The sequence below is a fragment of the Streptomyces sp. Inha503 genome, from assembly GCF_047215865.1.
In the GTDB taxonomy this organism is placed as follows: Bacteria; Actinomycetota; Actinomycetes; order Streptomycetales; family Streptomycetaceae; genus Streptomyces; species Streptomyces lycopersici.
The window spans coordinates 2,890,540-2,911,600 of record NZ_CP178360.1; the positions used below are offsets into that span (position 1 = coordinate 2,890,540).

The window sequence follows — 21,061 nt, forward strand, 5'->3', positions numbered from 1 at the left end:
TCCCGGCAGGATGCCGAATCGGACAGCCGGCGCACGCCCAGGTGGGCGGACATGCGGATCGGGGCGGTCAGCGCCCGGGAAGTGCGGAGTTCCCGGTGGATGGAATCCCGCCATTCGGCGGTTCACGCGCCGCCCCGAGACGATCTCCCGGTTCGGCGCCGCCCAGGCCGCCGCGCCGCGTCGGGCTTCGTCCGCGAGCTCTGCGCACGCGCGGTCGCCGGAGGACGGGACCGGTGCGGATCTCCACCTGTTGTCGTGGCGGCTCGCCCGTCGACAACGGGACCTGGCAGGTGTGCTGGGCGCCGTGCCGGTGTCCGCCGAGGCGCAAGCCGCTGCCGCAGCCGCTTCCGGCGCACGGCTGACCGTCGTTCCCTGACGGTCCGTGGGATCGAGCCGCCTACTCGCCCGGATCCGACGCGGGTGTGTCACCAAGCGCGGGTGTGTCACCGAGATCGACGGCGCCGGGCCCGGTCGCGGATTCGTTCCCGGTCCCCGGCACCACGACATCGAGGGCTACGGCATCCAGCGTTGGCGGTTGCGCATGAGGTGCGAGCGATGGGGGCACGTGGCATATGCCCTCACCCAACATCCTGCTATTACTAGCACTTGGAGTGGCATTGTCCGTACTGTCCGTCGATGATGATCTGTGGTGCCGCCGCTACCACCCGTCCCCCACGGCCACGGCCCGCCTGGTGTGCTTTCCGCACGCGGGCGGCTCGGCGCCGTTCTACTTGCCCCTCGCATCGGCTCTCAGCCCCAGTGTGGACGTCATCGCCATCCAGCATCCGGGGCGTCAGGAGCGCCGTGCGAGGCCGGCGGCAGCCCGGTGACGCACCTGTTCGCGTCCGGCCGCCGCGCTGTTCCTGGTCGGTGTCCGGGCCTGAAACGGCGTTCACGCGCCCTCCGGCAGCGCCGCCCAGCCCTGCGCGGCGTCCGACGGCAGCAGGACGCTGACGGTGACCTCGACCACCGCGTTCTCCGGTATGCCGCCCCCGCGGCGGCTGATCCGCTCGATCAGCGGCGAAGCGTGCTGCCCGCTGATGCCGGCGAGCAGCCCGCGCAGCTTCTTGAGCTTGTCCGGGCCTCCGATGAGCATCTTCACCCGGTCCGGCCGGTGCGGCACCGGAAGGAGCTCGACCGCTTCCCACGCGCCGTCGCCGACCCGCTCGTACCGGACGCAGCGCTCGGTGGCGCGCTTGGTCTCCTCGCCGACCCAGACCTGTCCCGCCGGGGCGGCGCTGGCCAGTTGGAGGCAGCGGCCGACGACGGCGCTGTCGAGGGCGCGCAGGGTGCCGTCGCCGGGGCGGTGGCTGTGGATCGCGTCGGTGGACACGACCGCGACCTTGACCACCGCCGGCGGGACCCCGCCGTCAGCGGCGTCGCGGACGGACCGGGCCCGTCCGAGCGCGGGACGGATCGCCAACGCGGCCTCGACGGCGCGCTCGGGGGCGTGGTCGGCGTCGTCGAACAGGATCCAGCTCACGGACGCGATCCTGCTGATGACCACCCCGCCGTACAGGCTGACCTCGCGGTCCACCGTCGCTGCCACCGTGTCGAACGCGGACGCCGTCTCGGCGACGTCCGCCCCGGGCCTGACCTCGCCGACGACGGCCAGCACGGTGGCCAACCGCCCCTGGGGCAGCGGCACGTCGCACCCGTCCGTCGGGACGAGCTCCGGGCGGCGGGGCTCGGCGGGCATATTCTCGGGCGGCGCGGCGGCCGGCACCGCTCGGACGGCCGGGACGGCCGTCGGCCAGGGGGTCCCCACGATGCCGTTGTCGCCGAGCGCGGGCCTCTCACCGCCGTGCCAGTCCAGTCGCAGGTCCTGATTGAGGATCAGGTGTTGGAGCTCCTGGAGTTCCCGGCTCGGCTCCAGTCCGTGGGCCTCGATCAGCGACACGCGGGCGCGGCGGTAGACGTCGAGCGCGCCCGACTGCCGGCCGCACCGGTACATCGCGAGCATCAGCTGTGCCACCAGGCGTTCGTGGGACAGTTCCCGTGCGGCGAACAGTTCGAGTTCCGCAATCACCTCGCGGTGCCGCCCGCAGGCGAGTTCGGCATCGAACAGTTCCTCGACGGCGACGACGTACGTGTTCTGGACCGCGGCGGCCTCGGGCCACGCGGTGCACGTCTCGGCCAGGTCGGCGAGGACCGGGCCGCGCCAGACGTCGAGCGCCTCGCGGAGCACTTTGCGCGCGGATTCCCAGTCGGCGTCGGCGGCGTGCGCACGGCCTCGTTCGGTGCGCTGCGTGAACACGTCCAAGTCGATGCTGCTGGGTTCGACGCGCAGCAGATACCCGGGCGTGTGGGTGAGAAGTACCGGCGGGTCGGCGCTTCCGCCGTCACAGGCCAGCATTCCGCGCAGCGAGGAGGCCGCATTCTGTAGCATCTTCCGCGCGGTCGGCGGAATGCGACCGTCCCAGAGGGAATCGAGCAGTTTGCTCGACGGGACGATCCGGTTCGCCCTCAGGAGCAGCATGCCCAGCATCGCGCGCTGCTTGATCCCGCCGAGCGGCACGACCCTGTCCTGGGAAACCACTTCGAGTGAACCTAAGATATTGAACTGCATTCAGCCTCCCGCCATGCGCGCAGTTCACCCACCATTACACAGGTCTGCAAAGTGCTCAGGAATCAATGGGCTACAGGGATTCATGGACCATCGGGGCTCTTGCCGACGTCGCTGGCGGCACAAATGAACGTGTCTGGCACTGCGTCAGAGAACGATGGTGGCCCGGGAACAGATTGCGGAGGAGTCGCGCATTTCACCGGCCGCTCATACCGTCGGGAAGCTTGATGCAGTTCTCAGCCATCTCGGTTCCACGGCCTTTTCTCGAAGGTGCGTCTCCTTTTCGTGGAAGCGCGGCGCTCACCTGCCCGACCGGCTCCCGTCCGAGGACGTCGCGGCCGTACCGGACACTCGCATGGGTCGCGACCTGCACGGAGAGCATCATCCGCGGCTGCTCCGGCACCCATCCCGCCATCATCCCTGCCATCCCCGATCGCCACTTCTCGAGTTACACGAGTACACGTGAAGAAATTGCGGATATACGTCCACACCGATCTCCTTGCGCCCCCTACGGCATCCCTCCCCAGCTCGCCCTCCGCACCCGCTGCAAAACCTCGGCCTCCCGGATAATGATTGAAACATGATTTACGTCAGTGGATTTTCGCGATATCGCCTGGAATATCTGGTTTGCCCACGTTTTCCCCACGCTCGAATATCGCAAATATTTGGTATGGTAAATTAAAATTCGTAAAGCTTTGGTGTGGTGACTCAAAGTAAGACGCAGTGGCTTAGCTTAAACTCGCGCCGTCCGCCCCGGGGCCGAGCCCGTCAGGGGGAGCGCGTCCCCGCCCGCCCGTCCGTGGCGAGGGTGTCGGCCAGCTGGTTGAGCAGCTGGCCGGCCAGGTCGAGCAGCTGCTGCTCGACCGGGGTGAGCGCACCAAGGGCGCCGGCCAGCCATTCGGCCCGCTGCGCGAGATCGTCGGACAGCGCTTGGGCGCCGGCGTCGGCGATCGAGAGGATCGAGGCGCGCCGGTCGGTCTCCGAACGCCGCCTGCTGATCAGGCCGTCCGCCTCCAGCTCGCCGAAGGTCCGGGTCAGGGCCTGGAGTTGCTGGTGCTCGGCAAGGGCCACGGCGCTGGGGGTGCAGGGCCCGTTCCGACGCAGGTGGCCCAGCACCATGATCTTTTTCGCGGTCAGGGCACCGGGCGGGCGCTCGTGGCGCAGGCGGGAGCCCAGTCGGAGCAAGCCTTGGAGCAGGGCCTGGGCACAGTCGTCGGTATCCACCGGTTGATACTAAACCGTCATGTAGCATTAGCAGGCGAGATGCCCCGGAAATCTGCACAAAGTCGGCCATGCAGAGGGTGGGAATGCTAATCGAAAGCTATTACTCGGCGGTGGCAATGGTCGCCGTGCTGGGCTCCTTCTTCACGGCGGTGGAGGTCGCGCGCCTCGTCGCGGGGTACCCGGCGGCGGTGCTCGCGGTGCCGGCCGTGATTCTCGCATTCACGGTGTCGCGCCGCCCTGGCGGTGAGCCGGTCCCGGAGAAGGTCATGGCGGCCGCCACGCTCTCGGTCCTCGCGGGGGCGAGCGTCTGGCTCGGTTCGCAGATGGCCGGACACCCCGTGATCTGCGGGGCGGTGTTCGTGGTGCTGATGGCGGGTTCGATCTGGACCAGGCGGTTCGGAGCGGCGGTCACCCGGCTGGGGGCGCTGGTTCCGCTGGCCCTGATCGCCGCTCTGCTGCCCGCCGGCTCCGGTACGGGGCGCATGGCGTGGTGGCCGCTCTGCGGATGGATGGCGCTGGTGGGGTTCAGTGCCTTCGTATGGGTCCGCGTCGTGCGCCGGGTCGCCGAGAAGCTGACCGGCCTTCCGGGTTCGCAGCCGGGGCAGGCCCCTGCCAAGCGGTCTGCGCAGCGCGCCGGACTGTCGCCCCGCACCCGGATGGCACTGCAGATGGCGGTGGCGCTGACCGCCGCGTTCTCACTCGGGCACCTCGTATTCGGCGAACACTGGCAGTGGTGCGTGATCAGCGCGATGGTCGTCAGCCTCGGCCCGGTCGGCCGCGGGGACCTGGCTCTCAAGGGCGTCGAGCGTGGACTGGGCGCGATGGCGGGCACACTCGTCGCGGCCCTGATCGCCGCGGTGGCCGAACCCCAGGGCACGACCAGCATCGTGCTGATCTTCGTGGTGCTGGCCCTGGCCTCGACCCTGCGCGCCTACAACTACGCCTTCTACGCCGCAGGCATCACGACGGCGTTGTCCCTGTTCTACGGGTACTTCGGCCAGTCCCCCCAGCACCTGCTGCTCATCCGCCTACAGGCTCTGGTCCTGGGGGCTGTGCTGGCGGTGGTCGTGGGCTGGTTCCTCGTGCCGGTGCGGACGAGCGACACGCTACGCCTCCGGCTGGGTGCGACCCTGGGCACCCTCGGCTCGGTGCTCGATGCTCGCAGCGACGGGGCCTCCACCGCCAAGGCACTCGCCGCGTTCGACGCCGCAGCCACCAACCTGAACGCCAGCGCGCGTTCGCACCGGCTGTACCGGGCAGCCACCCGGAAGTTGGGCACGGGGCACGGGATCACGCCGGCCGACGCCGGCGAGGCGCTGCTCGCGACCCGCGGCCCGGTGCACGCCCTGGCCGCGAGCGAGCCCGGCCCGCGCGAAGCTGCCACCGCCGAGACCGTCAGGCTGCTGCGCCGCGCGGTGTCGGCCCCGGCGGATCCCCTGCCCGAGCTGCCGGAACCCGCTGCGGCGGCGCCGCTGGCCGACCTCGATGCCGCACTCCGGCGGTTCGCGGCCGCGATCCCGGCCCTCGCCAAGCGCCGGCCGCCCGAGCCGGCCGGCAGCGACGACGTCCTCCAGCCGCCCGTTTCCGCCGCCTGACCGACCCGCCGCCCGGCTGAACCGCCGTCAGCCCGACGTGGTCAGCCGGAGGTGCTCAAGACCGCGCAGGACGGTGTGGGGCTTCCACACGGGCGGCTCGGTCATCCGGGACTCGGCGAGGATGGGCAGCAGGTGGCGCAGGGCGATGGCGGCCTCGGCGCGTCCCAGCGGAGCGCCCAGGCAGAAGTGGATCCCGTGGCCGAACGACAGGTGCCGGCGGGCCGGGCGGACGAAGTCGAAGTCCTCCGGGTCATCGCCGAGTGCCTCGTCGCGGTTGGCAGCGCCGAGGAGCATGAGGGCACGCGCGCCGGCCGGGACCGTGGTGTCGCCGACCGTGGTGTCCTCCAGCGCGGACCGGACCAGGAGCTGGATGGGCGGGTCGTAGCGCACGGCCTCTTCGACGCACCTCTCGACCAGGTCCGGGTCGGCCCGCAGGGCGGCGAGCTGGGCGGGGTGGTTGAGCAGGGCGAGCACGGACCCGCCGATGAGGCTGCGGGTGGTCTCGTGGCCGGCGATGAGCAGCAGTCGGCAGGTGATGATGATCTCGTGCTCGGTCAGCGTGCCGTCCTCGTCGTGGACGTGGACGAGGGCGGAGACGAGGTCGTCGCCCGGTTCGCGGCGCCGCTTGGGAATCAGCGCCCCGAGGTAATCGTGGAAGCTGTCACGGGCCGCGCGCATCGTGACGCGGTTCTCGGGCGTGATGAGGAAGCCGGGGTCGATGCTCCGGGACAGCTGCTCGGACCAGGTCACCACCATGGGCCGGTCGGCCTCCGGGATGCCGAGCAGCTCGCTGATCACCCGGACCGGCAGCGGGAGCGCGACGTCGCGGATGACGTCGAAGCTCGGGCCGAGGTCGCCCACCAACTCGCCGGCGATCGCCTCGATGCGCGGCATCAGCGCCCGGACGCTCGCCGGGGTGAGGGCGCGGGACGCCAGGCGGCGCAGCCGCGTGTGGTCGGGCGGGTTCAGCCGGAGCATGTTGCTGGCGTTGTCCTGGGCGGTGACCACGGCCGCGTCGGCGTCGGCGGCGCTGGCCGTCTCCGGGACGGCTCTGTCCGTGTCCGGGGCGGCGGGTGCCGGCTGGCCGGTGCCCCGCCACAGGCTGCGCAGCGGGCTGGCCTCGCGCGGCGCGTGGCCGAAGGCCGAGCTGCTGAGGACCGCCGCGCAGTCCTCGTAGCGGCTGAAGACGAACAGCTTCTCGTGCGGGCGGACGACCGATTGCCGCGCACGCCACTTCGCGTATTCCGGGTACGGGTCACCGAGGCCGAAGAGAGCGGCGAGGGCCTGGAGCTCCTCCGGGCGGACCTCAAGGTCGGTCATCAGTGTGTTCCCGTCAGTTGTGCGGGCTCACGGGTGAGCCGGGTGGTCAGTTCAGTGAGTGTCGATCAACGTGGCGGGCCGGGGCCCGGCGACGTGCGGCCCGGCCCGCGGGCACGCGGTGGCCACGTCCGGGCCGACGAGTGGACGCGGCGTCAGAGCGGGCGCCGTCAGAGGACGGTGTCCTCGTACCCGGCCGGCCGGCCTTCGAGGATCACGGTCTTGGTTTCGAGGTAGGGCAGCAGTCCCTCGCGTCCGCCTTCGCGGCCGATGCCGGACTGCTTGAACCCGCCGAACGCGATGCCGAGGTCGCTGCGCAGCGCGTTGTGTCCGACGGTGCCAGAGCGCAGCTGCCTGGAAACCTCGCGGGCCCGGTTGACGTCGTTGGTGAACACCGCCGCGTTGAGGCCGTAGATGGTGTCGTTGGCGATCCGGATCGCGTCCTGCTCGTCGGCCGCGGGGATGACGGACAGCACGGGGCCGAAGATCTCCTCCTGGGCGATGACCGAGCGGTTGTCGACGTTGCCGAACACGGTGGGCTCGACGTACCAGCCGCGGGTCAGGCCCTTCGGGCGACCGCCGCCGGTGGCCAGCGTGGCCCCTTCCGCGACGCCCTTGGCGATGTACCCCTCGACCCGGTCCCGCTGCCGGCTGGCCGCCAGCGGCCCCATCTGCGAGCGCGGGTCGAACGGGTCCCCGACGCGCACCCGGGAGAACACGCCGGCGAGGGCCTCGACCAGTTCGTCGTGCCGCGAGCCGCTGACCACGATCCGGGTCAGCGACGAGCAGACCTGCCCGGTGAGGAAGCACTCGGCCTGGGCGAGGCTGCGCGCGGCCGTGGCGAGGTCCATGTCGTCCAGGACGACGGCGGCGGACTTGCCACCGAGCTCCAGCGTGCAGCGGGCCACGCGCTCGCCGCAGATCGAGGCGATGCGCCGTCCGGTGGCCGTCGACCCGGTGAACGTGATCTTGTCCACCCGCGGGTCGCGCACCAGCAGTTCGGACACCTCGCGGTCCGCGGTGACGACGTTGATCACGCCGGGCGGCAGCCCGGCCGCCGCGGCGGCCTCGGCGAGCAGGTAGCCCTCCCCCGGCGCCTCGGGGGCCGACTTCAGGATCACGGTGCACCCGGCGAGCAGCGCGGGGCCGACCTTGTTGCTGATCATGCCCATCGGGGCGTTCCACGGGATGATCGCACCGACCACGCCGGCCGGCTCACGGACGATCATGCCGAACTGTCCGCCGGCCGTCGGCTTGACCGGCTCCTCGAACGGGAAGGTGCGGGCCAGCGCGGCGTACCGCTTGAAGGCGGCCTCCGCGCCGGTGCCGGCGTTGGCGGCGAAGGTGTGCAGGACACCGGACTCGCGCGGCCAGATCTCGGCGATGTCCTCGCCGCGGAGCCTGAGTTCCGCGCCGATCGCCCGCAGGTACCCGGCCCGCTCGGCCGGTGTCAGGCGCGGCCAGGGTCCTTCGTCGAAGGCCTCCCGCGCCGCCGCGACGGCTCTGGACATGTCGGCGGCCTGCGCCTGCGCGACCCTGAAGTAGAGCTCCTCGGTCGCGGAGTCGATCACGTCGATCACGGCGCCGGACGACGGCACCACCCACTGCCCGCCGATGAAGAAACGGTCCGTCCGACCGATCGGCGCCTCCGCGCGTACCGCCAGGCTCATCCGGTTCTTCCTCCCGATCGCCGTCTCGACGGCGCTCATGTTCGCGTGCGCCGGGCGGAGCGGAAATGGCGCTCCGCCTGCGATCCGCCACTGCGGGGTAACTGGGACTTCCTTTCCGGGACACGGCCCGTCCGGGGCCTCGACCGGCCACTCGACCTCCCGGCAAACGCCTGCCGGGACGGCCGACTGAGCTCTGCTACGCTGCCACCGGCCCCCTTCCGAGGAGGTCGATTTCTCTACTTGGGCCCCGTGAACACCCGGGGCGATTCAACAGGATGGAACAGCGTGGACATCGGCGCTCGGGAAGCAGTCGGTCCGAAGCCGGGGTCCGGCAACGTCCAGCCCAAGAAGCTGCTCCTGCGCGCACTCGCGGGAGAGCGGACCGAGCGGCCGCCGGTCTGGCTGATGCGGCAGGCCGGGCGCTACCTGCCCGAGTACCACAAGGTCCGGGACGCGGCCGGGGGCATGGTGGGGCTCTGCACCACGCCCGAGCACGCCGTCGAGGTCACCCTACAGCCGCTGCGCCGCTTCCCGCTCGACGCCGCCATCGTGTTCGCGGACCTTCCGCAGGTCGCCGCCGCACTGGGCCAGACCCTGGACTACCGGGTCGGCGAGGGGCCGGTGTTGACGCCGCCCGTCCGCTCGACGGAGGACATCGCCGAGTTCCTGAGCATCTCCCGTCTGCACGAGGAACTGGCCCCGATCTACGAGACGGTCGGTCAGCTCACCCGCGCCCTGCCCGCCGAGACGGCCCTGATCGGCTATGCGGGCGCACCGTGGACCATTGCGACCTACATGGTCGAAGGCCGCGGCGGCGCCGCGTCGGAGCACTCCGTCGTCAAGCAGTGGGCGCTGGGCGACCCCGACGGATTCCAGCCCCTGATGGACCTGCTGACGACCGCCGTCACCCAGTTCCTCGGACGTCAGATCGAGGCGGGCGCGGAAGCGGTCCAGTTGTTCGACACCTGGGCCGGGGTACTTCCGGACGTCCTCTTCGACCGCTGGTGTGTCAAGCCGGCCGCCGCCATCATCAGCGCGCTGAAGGCGCAGTACCCGGACGTTCCCGTCATCGCGTTCCCCCGGGGCGCCGGGCTCTCCTACAACGGCTTCGCCGAGGCGACCGGCGCGGACTGCATCGGCCTGGACTCCACGGTTCCCCTCGACTGGGCCGCGCGCACCCTCCAGGGCGGGCTGGGCCGCTGCGTGCAGGGCAACCTCGATCCCCAGCTGCTGATCGCCGGCGGACCCGCGCTCCACGCCGGGACGGAGCGCATCCTGCGCGGCCTGAGCGGGGGGCCGTTCGTGTTCAACCTGGGACACGGCATCGTCAAGACCACGCCCATCGAGCACATCAGCGCCGTCGTCGACCAGGTGCGCGCCTGGAGCACGCCGACGGCGTAGGACCTACTGCGGTCCGCCAGGCGTCGGCTGGGACCGTCGACCGAAGCGGAGCGGAAGGCACACCGGTCCGCGCGCCAGGCGCCCGCCCCAGACCACCGCGGACGCGTCCTCGAGGCTGAAGTCCGGGATGCGCTCGAGCCAGACCTCCAGTGCGACGCGGAGTTCCATGCGGGCCAGGTGGGAGCCCAGGCAGCGGTGGATGCCCAGGCCGAACGCGGCGTGCCGGTTGGCCTCGCGGTCGATGACGACCTCGTCGGCCCGGTCGAACTGGGCGGGGTCGCGGTTGGCGGCCGAGAAGGAGAGCAGGATCCAGTCGTCGGCCTTCATGTCCACGCCACGCCAGTGCATGTCGTCCTTCACGAGCCGGGCCATGGTGACCGGCGTGAAAGCGCGGAGGAACTCCTCCAACGCGGTCGGCAGCAGCTCGGGCTCGGCCACCAGGCGCTCGCGGTCCCGCGGATTCCCCGCCAGGTGCCACAGGGACGAGCCGATCGCCTTGGTCGTCGTACCGATGCCCGCCGCGAAGAGCAGCAGCATCATGCTGATGATGTGGTTCGGGTCGAGCTTGCGGCCGCGGAGCTCCACGTCGAGGAGGTAGCTGATGAGGTCCTCACGCGGGTTCTTGACGTGCTCCTTGATCTCCGCGAGCAGGAAGACGAACATCTTGCCCAGCTGTTCGACGTGCTCGTCCCGCGAGTCGAGGGCCTCCTCGCGGTTGATGTTCGCGATGAGCTCGCGGAACAGTTTCCGGTCCCCCTGCGGGATGCCGAGCAGGTCACCGATGACCTGCTCGGGGACCCGCTGCGCGTACTCCTCGGCCGCCTCGACGACGTCCCGTCCCTCGAAGCCGTCGATGAGGGAGTGGCAGTAGGCCCTCGTGCCGGGCTCGAGCCTGGCGACCGCGGTCTTGGTGAACGCCGGCAGCAGCAGCTTGCGCGCGGCGTGGTGGAACGGCGGGTCGGAGGTGATGGGCGGGAGTTCGCCGATCGGCGCCAGGTCCCGCGGCGGCCGGAAGTTGCCGACGTTCACCGACCGGGAGGAGAAGTGGTCGGTGTCGTAGGCGATCGCCGCGATGTCCTCGTACCGGGTCGGCACCCAGGCGCCGCCGAACCGCTCGGTGTGCGCGATGGGGCACCGCTGCCGCAGGTCGTCCATGATCGGGAAGGGATCGGCGGTCCAGCGCGGATCCAGGTGCGAGAAGTCCGTCGCCCAGTCGGTGACCGGGCCGGAGATGGCCTCACTGCGGATGCTGTGGTGCTGGTCCCGGTTCGGGTCCCGGAAGTCCTTGTTGAAGCGGTCGTCGGCGGTCATCTCACGCCCCCTCCGTCACGGTGATCGCCCGCTCCGGACAGCTCGCGACCGCGCGGCGGGCCTCACGCTCGTTGCCCTGCGGCACGGTGCCGTCACCGGGAACGTTGCCGTAGCCCTCGGCGTCCTCGCCGAACACGGCGGGCGCGATGTCGTAGCAGCGGCCGTGTCCCTGGCAGCGCCCGGAGTCGATCTGTACTTCCACAGTGAACCGCCCCCTTGTAGTGAAACCGATCCGCACGCCCGTGCGGCTCGGCGTGCGACGTGCCGGGTGCCGACGCGGTCCATGCTTCCTGGCGCCGAGCGGTCGCAGAAAGGGCGGTCGGCCATTGTCCGGCCATCGCGGGGTAACCGAGTGCCCATCGCGGGGCGGGCCGGCGCACTTGACGACGGCGCCGGCAGGCCGCTCCCGGAGGTGACGGGACCGCGGTCCGCCCGGCGCTCGGCGGCGTGTGACAGTTACCCCGCAGTGGCCGAGTGATGGCCGACCACCCTTTACGCGACCACGCGACGCCAGCAAGCATGAGGGCGCAACATGCCTGGCGACGACGAAGAGACGGTGCTCCCCGAGGGTCGGCCGGATGCGAGTACACCGCCCTCTGACGACACATCCGCCTGCTGAAGTGTGTATCCGCGATACGAAGACGAAAAGGTGACAGTCAATGGGGTATGTGTTCTCGCTGCTTCTCAGCCGGGAGATTACCGAGGACGAGATGACCACTCTGGCTTGCGGCGGCGCTGCCGACTTCGGCACCGACGTGCTTCCGACCAACGCCGAGGTCACCGTCACGAATATGGACATCGACGACACCGCGTCCCCGACGCTGGCCGATGCCATCGAATCGGCTCTCGCGGCGGTGGCGGAGGTGCCGGACCTCAGCGTCTCCGAGCTCACCGTCCCGCCCCAGCCAGCGGGTGCCGAGGCCGCCGGGGCCGAGGAGCCGGTGGCCGTCGGGGCCGAGGAGCCGGTGGCCATCGGCGCCGGTACGGACTGAGAGCGGGCCGACCCACCGACGGCGTGTTTCTGCACGTCAACCCTCCGATTCCCGGCCGATCCCGCCGGGTCGGGCGCGGCACCCGGCACGTCGCACGCCGAGCCGCACGGGCGTGCGGATCGGTTTCACTACAAGGGGGCGGTTCACTGTGGAAGTACAGATCGACTCCGGGCGCTGCCAGGGACACGGCCGCTGCTACGACATCGCGCCCGCCGTGTTCGGCGAGGACGCCGAGGGCTACGGCAACGTTCCCGGTGACGGCACCGTGCCGCAGGGCAACGAGCGTGAGGCCCGCCGCGCGGTCGCGAGCTGTCCGGAGCGGGCGATCACCGTGACGGAGGGGGCGTGAGATGACCGCCGACGACCGCTTCAACAAGGACTTCCGCCACACCGACCGGGACCGGTTCCACGTCTCGCGCGGCGAGATCGTCACCGGCCCGGTCACCGACTGGGCGACGGACTTCTCGCACCTGGATCCGCGCTGGACCGCCGATCCCTTCCCGATCATGGACGACCTGCGGCAGCGGTGCCCCATCGCGCACACCGAGCGGTTCGGCGGCGCCTGGATGCCGACCCGGTACGAGGACATCGCGGCGATCGCCTACGACACCGACCACTTCTCCTCGCTCGGCACCAACCTGAGCGAGTTCCGGCCGCCGCGGGACTTGGCCCCGATCGGCGAAGCGCCGCCCATCACCTCCGACCCGCCGTTCCACCACGGCGCGCGCAAGCTGCTGCTGCCGGCGTTCACCAAGACCGCGGTCGCCAGGCTCGAGCCCGGCACGAGGGCCTACTGCCACTCCCTCATCGACGGCTTCGAGGGACGGGACGTCGTCGACGCCGCCCGCGACTACACACAACAGATCCCGAGCCGGGTCATCGGCGACATGCTCGGCCTGCCGCCGGAGGACAGGCAGCGGTTCCACGAGCTCGCCACCAAGTTGGAGGGCGAGGGCAAGCAATCGCGCGACGAGCGCATCGAACACATGGGCAGGGTGTTCATCTACCTCCTCGCGGAGGTCAACAAGCACGTCGAGCAGCCGCGTGACGACCTCATCAGCTACCTGCTCAACGCGGAGCTCCACGGCCGCAAGCTCGAACCGAACCACGTCATCGGCACCGTCATGCTGCTGCTCATCGCCGGCATCAGCACCACCTACAGCGCCATCGGCTCGTCCCTGTGGCACCTGGCGGGGAATCCGCGGGACCGCGAGCGCCTGGTGGCCGAGCCCGAGCTGCTGCCGACCGCGTTGGAGGAGTTCCTCCGCGCTTTCACGCCGGTCACCATGGCCCGGCTCGTGAAGGACGACATGCACTGGCGTGGCGTGGACATGAAGGCCGACGACTGGATCCTGCTCTCCTTCCCGGCCGCCAACCGCGACCCCGCCCAGTTCGACCGGGCCGACGAGGTCGTCATCGACCGCGAGGCCAACCGGCACGCCGCGTTCGGCCTGGGCATCCACCGCTGCCTGGGCTCCCACCTGGCCCGCATGGAACTCCGCGTCGCACTGGAGGTCTGGCTCGAGCGCATCCCGGACTTCAGCCTCCAGAACCCGTCCGCCGTGGCCTGGGGCGGGACCCAGGCCCGCGGACCGAAGACCCTTCGCCTGCGCATCCGCTAGAAGATCACTGAGAATCCCCGGTTCCGGCCCGCAGTGGTGACGCGGGGCCGGACTGTCGTGTGTGCGGGGGAACGGGCCCGGGAGACGGTCGGGCCGCGGTGCGATCCGCGGTGGAGACCGCGTGCGGGCCGGGCCCGTACGACACCGCGTGCGGCCCCTCTCTACTGGCCTGCTTCCGGCTTCCGGCTTCCGGCTTCCGGCAGCGAACGCGGTCGGCCCGTCGGCCCTGGTCGCCGGCCGGGACGTGCCCAGCCCACCGACCTCGGCATGAAGCCCGGAGGGCGGCCCCGCCACCGGCGGAACCGCCCTCACGGCACGATCTCCAGTGATCTTCTAGCCCACCATGTCCAGCAGGGCCAGCAGGCGGGAGCGGGCGTAGGTGCGCAGCTCGTCATCGACGTCCGCGCCCTTCGCGAGGGCCGTCTCCAGCCGGGCGAACTGGCTGACGATGTCCTCGGCCGGGTCCCCGGCGGATTCCTCGGCGGGCTCCCCGGCATCGGGAGCCGATTCGTCGTCGAACTTTCCCGCGAGGTGCCGGGCGAGTTCGGCCGGTGTCGGGTGGTCGAAGACGAGGGTGGCGGGGAGGGTGAGGCCGGTCTCGGTGGCGAGTCGGTTGCGGAGCTCCAGCGCGGTGAGGGAGTCGATGCCCATGTCGCGAATGCGGCGCTCGGGGTCGATGTCCCCGGGCGTGGCATGGCCCAGCACGATGGCGGTGGCTGCCTGGACGGCCCGCAGGACCTCGTGCTCGCGGTCGGCTGGGCTGAGCCCGGCAAGCCGCGTGGCCATCCCACCCCCGGCCGCGACGGCTGCGGCGGCGTTGGGGCGGGCCGGAACACCGGCCGTCAGACCACTCAGCAGGGGGTTGCCGGCGCGGGTCGGCGCGGTCAGATCCAGGCGGGCCGGCATGGGCTGCGGCGTACCCAGCGCGGTAGCGGCGTCGAACAGGGCCAGACCCTGAGCGGTCGTCATGGGCTCGATGCCCCCGCGGCGCAGGCGGGTCAGGGCCAAGCCGTCCAGATGTCCGCTCATCTCCGAGGTCTGGTCCCACAGTCCCCACGCCAACGACTGGCCGGTCAGGTGCCGGTCGCGGCGGTGGACGGCGAGCGCGTCCAGGAACGCGTTCGCGGCGGCGTAGCTGCCCTGCCCCGGGCTGCCCATGACGGCCGCGGCCGAGGAGTACAACACGAACCCGTCCAGGCTCGCGCCCTCGGTCAGCTCGTGCAGGTTCCACGCCGCATCCGCCTTCGCCGCCAGCACCGGCACCATCCGTGCGGGCGTCAACGACTCCACGGTGGCGTCGTCGATCACCCCGGCGGCGTGCACCACCGCGGTCAGCGGACGGAGCGCCGTCACCCGGTCCAGCACCGACGCCAGAGCGGTGCGATCGGCGGCATCACCGGCCTGCACTCGTACTTCCGCACCTGAGCCTGCGAGGTCTGCGGCCAGGCGCGCAGCTCCCGGCGCCGCCGGGCCCCGGCGGGACATCAGCAGCAGGTGCCGCATGCCCCGGGAGCCGGCCAGGTGGCGGGCCAACTCCCCACCCAAGGTCCCTGTCCCGCCCGTGACCAGCACCGTGCCGTGCGGGTCCCACTCGGCCGGGACGTTCACCACGACCTTGCCGATGTGCCGGGCTGCCTGGAGATGGCGCAGCGCCGCCACCGCCTGCGCCAGCTCGAAGCACGTCACAGGCGGCGGAGTCAGTGTCCCAGCCTCGAACATCGCCCCGAGTTCGGCCAGCATCTCCGCGACCCGCGGCGCACCGGCGTCCATCGTGTCGAACGCCTGGTAGACGACGCCGGGGTGGGACTCGGCGACCTGCTCGGGGTTGCGGATGTCGGTCTTGCCCATCTCCACGAACCGACCGCCGCGCGGCAGCAGCCGCAGGGAGGCGTCCGTGAACTCCCCGGCCAGGGCGTTGACGACCACGTCCATGCCCTCGCCACCCGTGACGGCCAGGAACCGCTCGCAGAAGGCCAGATCGCGGGTGGAGGCGATGTGGCTCTCCTCCACGCCCATGGCTCGCAGCGCGTGCTGCTTGGCCGGGCTCGCGGTCGCGAAGACCTCCAAACCCCACGCCTGGGCCAACTGCACCGCAGCCGTACCCACACCACCCGTACCGGCGTGGATGAGAACCCGCTGACCGGGCTGGGCCTGGGCCAGGTCCCGCAACGCGTAGAACGCGGTGAGGTACCCGACCGGCACCGCCGCGGCCTGCTGGAACGACCAACCCCGCGGGATCGGGGCAAGCAGCCGGGCATCCGCCACCCCGACCGGTCCCCACCCCTGCACCAGACCCATCACCGACTGGCCCACCGTCAGACCGCGTACTTCGGGGCCGGTCTCCAGGACCACCCCCGCGCCCTCCCCGCCCAGTACCCGCCCGTCATCGACCACACCCAGCCCGTACATCACGTCACGGAAGTTCACCCCGGCCGCACGCAGACCCACCCGGACCTGACCCGCCGACAACTCGACGTCGGCCTTGGGGGCATCAATGACCGCGGCACTGCCCAGGTCACCCGGCCGGGTGACCTCGACCCGCCAGTCCGAACCACCGGGCAACGCCAACTCACCGGCTCCAGCGCCGGCCCGGGCCAACCGCCGCCCGAACACCTCCACACCCCTGTCACCGGAGCTGATGCGGATATCGGGTTCGCCGGCATCCAGTACCGCGGCTAGCACCGTGTCCACATCGGCGTCGCGACCGGGGTCCACGTCGGCTGACGGGTCGACGTCGACCAGCAGCAGCCGGCCCGGGTGCTCGGACTGCGCCGAGCGGACCAGACCCGCCACCGCCGCACCGGGGAGGTCCTGGCCGGCTGCCGCGCCCTGGGTCCAGACCACCAACCGCGAATCCTCGGTCTCGGGATCGGCCAGCCACTCCTGCACCCAACCCAGCACCGTCGCGGCAGCCAACTGAGCCGCCCGCGGCGCCGACACCCCGGACGGGGCAGCCGGCACCACCGCCACCATCACCGGAGCGACGTCGGACCCGGCCATCTCCCCGTGCCGCGCCCACCGGACCCGGGCGGCCGGGGCCTGCGAGGCCGGCAGCGCGGCCCAGTCCACCGTGAACAGCGACTGCCTGGCCATCCGGCCGAGCCCGCCCAACTGCCCGGACGCGACCTCCCGCAGCACCAGCGACCGTGCCTGTAGAACGGGTTCACCCACAGCGTCGAACGCCGTGACCGCCACCCCACCCGGCCCGGGTGCCAAGACCACGCGCAGGTGGCGGGCACCGCCGGCCAGCAGCCGCACACCCGACCACGCGAACGGCAAACCCGTCCCCCCACCACCGCTGCCGTCGGCGGCGCCGTTGCTGCTGGCGACGACGGCACCGTGCAAACCCGCGTCGAGCAGCGCGGGGTGCAGCCCGAACCCAGCCGGATCGGCCTCCGTACTTTCAGGCAGCTCGACCTCGGCATACACCGTGTCCGCGGCCCGCCACACCTGACGCAACCCCCGGAACACAGGCCCGTACTGATAGCCCCGCCCGGCCAGCCGCTCGTAGGCGTCACCGACCGGAACCGACTCCGCACCCGCCGGGGGCCACGCACCCAACGGAGCCGGAGCCGGCTCACTGTCGACCGGGGCCAGCACGCCGACCGCGTGCAGAACCCATTCGCCCTCCCCCTCACGGGAGGAGATCGTGACGGTCCGCTGTCCACCGTCGCGGCCGCTGACGCGGACCTGCAACTGCACGCCGCCCTGACCCGACAGCACCAGCGGCTCCTGGAGCGTCAACTCCTCCAGGACCGCGCACCCGGCCAGATCACCGGCATGCATCGCGAGATCCACGAACGCGGTGCCGGGCAGCAACACCACGCCGTGGACGGCGTGATCGGCCAGCCAGGGGGCCGCGGCCAGCGACAACCGACCGGTCAACACCAGCCCGTCACCCTCGGCCAGCCACACCGCCGCCGCCAACAACGCATGCCCGGAACGCTGCTGACCAGCTGAGACGGCATCGCCGCGCCCAGCGACGGCCTTCGGCCAGTAGCGCTCCCGCTGGAACGGATACGTCGGCAGCGCCACCCTCCGGGCCTTGCCCTCGTCGGCGGTCACCGCGGCCCAGTCCACCTCCGCACCCGCCGCCCAGGCACCGGCCAGTGCGGTCAGCCACCGTCCCCGGCCCCCGTCGCCACGCTGCAAACTGGCCGCCGCCACCAGGTCCTCGCCGCCTTGCGCCACTGCCATACCCAGCACCGGATGCGGACTGACCTCCACGAACACCCGGTGGCCTTCCGCCGCCAGCGCGGCGATGACCTCGCCGAGCCGCACCGGCTCACGCAGGTTCCGATACCAGTACCCGCTGTCCAGCCCGGCCGTGTCCACCACCGCGGCCTCGACCGTGGAGTAGAACGGCACCGAGCCGCTGACCGGAGCCAGCCCCGCCAGCTCTCCGGCCAGACGCTCCTTCACCACCTCGGCCTGCGCGGTATGACCCGCGACATCCGTCGCGACCGCTCGGGCGCCCCGCTCGGCATGAGCGTCCGCGAACTGCGCGCACGCGGCCGCGGTCCCGGCCACCACCACCTGCCTCGGGCCGTTGACCGCCGCGACCGACAGGTCCTGGCCCCACCGGGCGATCCACTCCCGCACCTCCTCCGGCCCGGCGGGCACCGACACCATCCCACCCGCGCCGGCCAGATGCTCGGCCAGCGCCCGGCTGCGCAGGGCGACCACCCGTGCGCCGTCCTCCAGAGACAGGCCGCCCGCCGCGCACGCTGCGGCGATCTCGCCCTGGCTGGAGCCCACCACGGCGGCGGGCTCCACCCCGGCCGCCCGCCACAACGCGGCCAGGCTCACCATCACCGACCACAAGGCCGGCTGAACGACATCCACCCGCGCCAACAACTCCGCATCGCCCAGCGCCTCACGCAGCCGCCAGGCGACGAACGGCTCCAGGGCCGCCGCGCAGCGCTCCATCGCCGCCGCGAACACCGGCTCCTCGTCCCAGAGTTGCAGGCCCATCCCGACCCACTGGCCGCCCTGCCCCGCGAACACGAACACCGGCCGCGCATGTTCTCCGGCCTTCCCGGTCACCGTCCCGGGCGCGTCCTGTCCCTCGGCTGCCGCCGCCAGGCCCGCCAGCAGTTCCTCCCGGTCGCTGCCGGTCACCGCCAGCCGCCGAGGCAGCCCCGTGGCGCGGGTCGTCGCCAGCGAGAACGCCACGTCGTGGACGGTCATCTGGGGGCGGGCAGCGGCGAAGGCCCCCAACTGGCCGGCCTGAGCGGCCAGGGCCGGCCCGGACCGCGCCGACAACACCCACACCGCCGGCCCCGCGGGTGGCTCCGCCCCGGTCTCGGGCTCGTACTCGGCGAGGGCGTCCTGGGGGGGCTGTTCGAGGATGAGGTGGACGTTGGTGCCGCTGATCCCGAACGAGGACACACCGGCCCTGCGCGGACGGGGGCCGGCTTCCCACGGGCGTGCCCGGGTGAGCAGCTCCACCGCCCCGGCCGACCAGTCCACATGAGAGGACGGGGCATCCACATGCAGCGTCTGCGGCAGCATGCCGTGCCGCATCGCCTGCACCATCTTGATCACGCCCGCCACACCCGCGGCTGCCTGCGTATGGCCGATGTTCGACTTCACCGACCCCAACCACAAAGGCCGACCCTCCGGCCGGTCCTGGCCGTACGTCGCCAACAGCGCCTGCGCCTCGATCGGGTCACCCAGCGCGGTGCCGGTGCCATGTGCCTCCACCACATCGATATCGCCGGGCTGCAACCTGGCGCTCGCCAGCGCCTGGCGGATCACCCGCTGCTGCGAAGGACCGTTGGGCGCCGACAGACCGTTGGACGCCCCGTCCTGGTTGATCGCGCTGCCCGCCACGACCGCCAACACCCGGTGCCCAAGCCGGCGAGCGTCGGACAGCCGCTCCAGGACCAGGACGCCGACGCCCTCACCCCACCCCGTGCCGTCAGCCGCCTCCGCGAACGGCTTGCACCGGCCGTCGGTGCCCAGTACCCGCTGCCGCGCGAACTCCGCGAACGCCGACGGGGTGGCCATCACCGTGACCCCGCCGGCAAGCGCGATCCCGCACTCCCCGGACCGCAGCGCCTGCGCGGCCAGGTGAATCGCCGTCAGCGACGACGAACACGCCGTGTCCACCGACACCGCCGGACCCTGCAACCCCAAGCAGTACGCCACCCGGCCCGACGCCACACTCGCCATGGTCCCCGTCAGCCCGTAGCCGCCCCCGGCGTCCTGCGCCCCGACCCGGTACCCGGACGTGATGACCCCGGCGTAGACCCCGGTGTCGGTGCCCCGCAACGAAGCCGGATCGATCCCCGCGTCCTCCAGGGCCTCCCAGCACGTCTCAAGCAACAGCCGCTGCTGCGGATCCGTCCCCAACGCCTCACGCGGACTGATCCCGAAGAACTCCGCATCGAAATCACCCGCCCCGGCGAGGAATCCGCCCACCCGGGCAAAGCCTGGGGCCGCGGCACCGGGACCAGGGTCGGGCGTGCCCGCCACGTCCCACCCCCGGTCGGCGGGGAACCCCGACATCGTGTCGGCTCCCTCGGCGAGCAGTCTCCAGAAGTCCTCCGGGCTCTCCGCCCCGCCCGGGAACCGGCAACCCATCCCCACGATGGCCACCGGCTCGCGCATGCTCTCCTCAAGCCTGCGCAGTCGGCTCTGGAGCTGCCGGCCGTCGTTAATGGCCCGCTTCAGGTAGTCGCGGAGCTTGTCTACCTCGGACATGGTCACTCCTTGTTCCCGGCGGTTGGTTTAGTATGTTTCGAACGCTTGCTCGACCAGCCTGTACAGATCCTCGTCGGCGGCCGATGCCGCCGCGGCAGCAGTGGGACGGCCGGGAACGCCGGCCGTCGGGCCACTCGGCAACGGAGACACCACTCCCCCGGCGCGGGTCAGTGCCGCCAGGTCCGAACGAGCCGGAACCACCACCGGCGCACCCACCACGGCAGCGCCTCGGACAGCACCGGGCCCTGCTCCGTCGTCAACGGGTGAACGCCACCGCGACGCAGGCGCGACAGACCCGCACCCTCCAGGTGCCCGGTCATCCCTGAGGCCTGGTCCCGCAGCCCCCACGCCGGCGACCGGCCGACCAGGCACCGATCGCGGCGGCAACCGACCGGCGCGTCCAGGAACGTGTTCGCGGCGGGGCAACTCCCCTGGCCCGCACCGCCCATGACAGCCGCGGCCGAGGAACACCACCCCTGATACACCACCCCGGGGTGGGACTCGGCGACCTGCGCGACATCGCGGATGTCCGTCCTGCCCATCGCGACGAACCGACCACCGCGCGACGACAACGCCAACGACGCGTCCGTGAACTCCCCTGCCAGGGCATTCACGACCGCGTCCATCCCCTCACCACCGGTCACGGCCAGGAACC

13 protein-coding genes and 1 pseudogene are annotated in these 21,061 nt (G+C 71.7%); 6 read left to right on the plus strand and 8 right to left on the minus strand.

Features of this window, described 5'->3' with window-relative positions; genetic code table 11:
• Positions 1-617: 617 nt before the first annotated feature.
• A pseudogene (locus ACJX2R_RS11450) lies at positions 618-818 on the plus strand (thioesterase II family protein); the annotation flags it as partial.
• Between the two features lie 74 nt (positions 819-892).
• On the opposite strand, the gene ACJX2R_RS11455 reads toward ACJX2R_RS11450, so the two are convergent.
• Positions 893-2,539 (minus strand): AfsR/SARP family transcriptional regulator, encoded by a 1,647-nt coding sequence (locus ACJX2R_RS11455; RefSeq protein ID WP_413100000.1) that lies wholly within the window; start codon positions 2,537-2,539, stop codon positions 893-895.
• Positions 2,540-3,334: 795 nt separating this feature from the next.
• Positions 3,335-3,790: a MarR family winged helix-turn-helix transcriptional regulator gene (locus ACJX2R_RS11460; RefSeq protein WP_020872768.1), complete on the minus strand. Its 456-nt coding sequence runs from the start codon at positions 3,788-3,790 to the stop codon at positions 3,335-3,337.
• Positions 3,791-3,906: 116 nt separating this feature from the next.
• On the opposite strand from ACJX2R_RS11460, the gene ACJX2R_RS11465 reads away from it, so the two are divergent.
• A complete protein-coding gene (locus ACJX2R_RS11465) occupies positions 3,907-5,385 on the plus strand; it encodes an FUSC family protein (RefSeq protein WP_413105826.1) in 1,479 nt (492 codons plus the stop codon).
• Between the two features lie 27 nt (positions 5,386-5,412).
• On the opposite strand, the gene ACJX2R_RS11470 is transcribed toward ACJX2R_RS11465, so the two are convergent.
• The gene (locus tag ACJX2R_RS11470) at positions 5,413-6,705 is read right to left on the minus strand and encodes a cytochrome P450 (protein ID WP_413100001.1); all 1,293 of its coding nucleotides are present in this window, start codon (positions 6,703-6,705) and stop codon (positions 5,413-5,415) included.
• Between the two features lie 167 nt (positions 6,706-6,872).
• Entirely contained in the window at positions 6,873-8,372 is a 1,500-nt protein-coding gene (locus tag ACJX2R_RS11475; RefSeq protein ID WP_413100002.1) for an aldehyde dehydrogenase, read from the minus strand.
• Between the two features lie 285 nt (positions 8,373-8,657).
• Here ACJX2R_RS11475 and hemE point away from each other — a divergent pair, with 285 nt between their 5' ends.
• Positions 8,658-9,773 (plus strand): uroporphyrinogen decarboxylase, encoded by a 1,116-nt coding sequence (gene hemE, locus ACJX2R_RS11480; protein ID WP_020872764.1) that lies wholly within the window; start codon positions 8,658-8,660, stop codon positions 9,771-9,773.
• Between the two features lie 3 nt (positions 9,774-9,776).
• On the opposite strand, the gene ACJX2R_RS11485 is transcribed toward hemE, so the two are convergent.
• A complete protein-coding gene (locus ACJX2R_RS11485) occupies positions 9,777-11,084 on the minus strand; it encodes a cytochrome P450 (RefSeq protein ID WP_413100003.1) in 1,308 nt (435 codons plus the stop codon).
• Between the two features lies 1 nt (position 11,085).
• On the minus strand, positions 11,086-11,286 hold the full coding sequence (locus ACJX2R_RS11490) for a ferredoxin (protein ID WP_413100004.1): 201 nt from the start codon (positions 11,284-11,286) through the stop codon (positions 11,086-11,088).
• 457 nt (positions 11,287-11,743) lie between these two features.
• Here ACJX2R_RS11490 and ACJX2R_RS11495 point away from each other — a divergent pair, with 457 nt between their 5' ends.
• The 3 genes from ACJX2R_RS11495 to ACJX2R_RS11505 all read left to right on the plus strand — a co-directional run bounded on the left by ACJX2R_RS11495 (position 11,744) and on the right by ACJX2R_RS11505 (position 13,698).
• Positions 11,744-12,076: a hypothetical protein gene (locus tag ACJX2R_RS11495; protein WP_413100005.1), complete on the plus strand. Its 333-nt coding sequence runs from the start codon at positions 11,744-11,746 to the stop codon at positions 12,074-12,076.
• A 148-nt stretch (positions 12,077-12,224) separates the two neighbouring features.
• Positions 12,225-12,425, plus strand: coding sequence for a ferredoxin (locus ACJX2R_RS11500; protein WP_413100004.1), 201 nt, complete (start codon positions 12,225-12,227; stop codon positions 12,423-12,425).
• 1 nt (position 12,426) lies between these two features.
• Positions 12,427-13,698, plus strand: coding sequence for a cytochrome P450 (locus ACJX2R_RS11505; RefSeq protein WP_413100006.1), 1,272 nt, complete (start codon positions 12,427-12,429; stop codon positions 13,696-13,698).
• Between the two features lie 333 nt (positions 13,699-14,031).
• On the opposite strand, the gene ACJX2R_RS11510 is transcribed toward ACJX2R_RS11505, so the two are convergent.
• Together ACJX2R_RS11510 and ACJX2R_RS11515 are read right to left on the minus strand one after the other, a co-directional pair.
• Positions 14,032-20,406: an SDR family NAD(P)-dependent oxidoreductase gene (locus ACJX2R_RS11510; protein ID WP_413100007.1), complete on the minus strand. Its 6,375-nt coding sequence runs from the start codon at positions 20,404-20,406 to the stop codon at positions 14,032-14,034.
• A 167-nt stretch (positions 20,407-20,573) separates the two neighbouring features.
• A complete protein-coding gene (locus ACJX2R_RS11515) occupies positions 20,574-21,032 on the minus strand; it encodes a KR domain-containing protein (protein ID WP_413100008.1) in 459 nt (152 codons plus the stop codon).
• Positions 21,033-21,061: the final 29 nt, after the last annotated feature.

Bases quoted from the DNA above. Each gene is read 5' to 3' on its own strand.
- ACJX2R_RS11465 (WP_413105826.1), top strand. From the start codon at position 3,907: ATGGTCGCCGTGCTGGGCTCCTTCTTCACGGCGGTGGAGGTCGCGCGC.
- ACJX2R_RS11470 (WP_413100001.1), bottom strand. From the start codon at position 6,705: ATGACCGACCTTGAGGTCCGCCCGGAGGAGCTCCAGGCCCTCGCCGCT.
- ACJX2R_RS11475 (WP_413100002.1), bottom strand. From the start codon at position 8,372: ATGAGCCTGGCGGTACGCGCGGAGGCGCCGATCGGTCGGACGGACCGT.
- ACJX2R_RS11485 (WP_413100003.1), bottom strand. From the start codon at position 11,084: ATGACCGCCGACGACCGCTTCAACAAGGACTTCCGGGACCCGAACCGG.
- ACJX2R_RS11495 (WP_413100005.1), top strand. From the start codon at position 11,744: ATGGGGTATGTGTTCTCGCTGCTTCTCAGCCGGGAGATTACCGAGGAC.
- ACJX2R_RS11505 (WP_413100006.1), top strand. From the start codon at position 12,427: ATGACCGCCGACGACCGCTTCAACAAGGACTTCCGCCACACCGACCGG.
- ACJX2R_RS11510 (WP_413100007.1), bottom strand. From the start codon at position 20,406: ATGTCCGAGGTAGACAAGCTCCGCGACTACCTGAAGCGGGCCATTAAC.
- ACJX2R_RS11515 (WP_413100008.1), bottom strand. From the start codon at position 21,032: ATGGACGCGGTCGTGAATGCCCTGGCAGGGGAGTTCACGGACGCGTCG.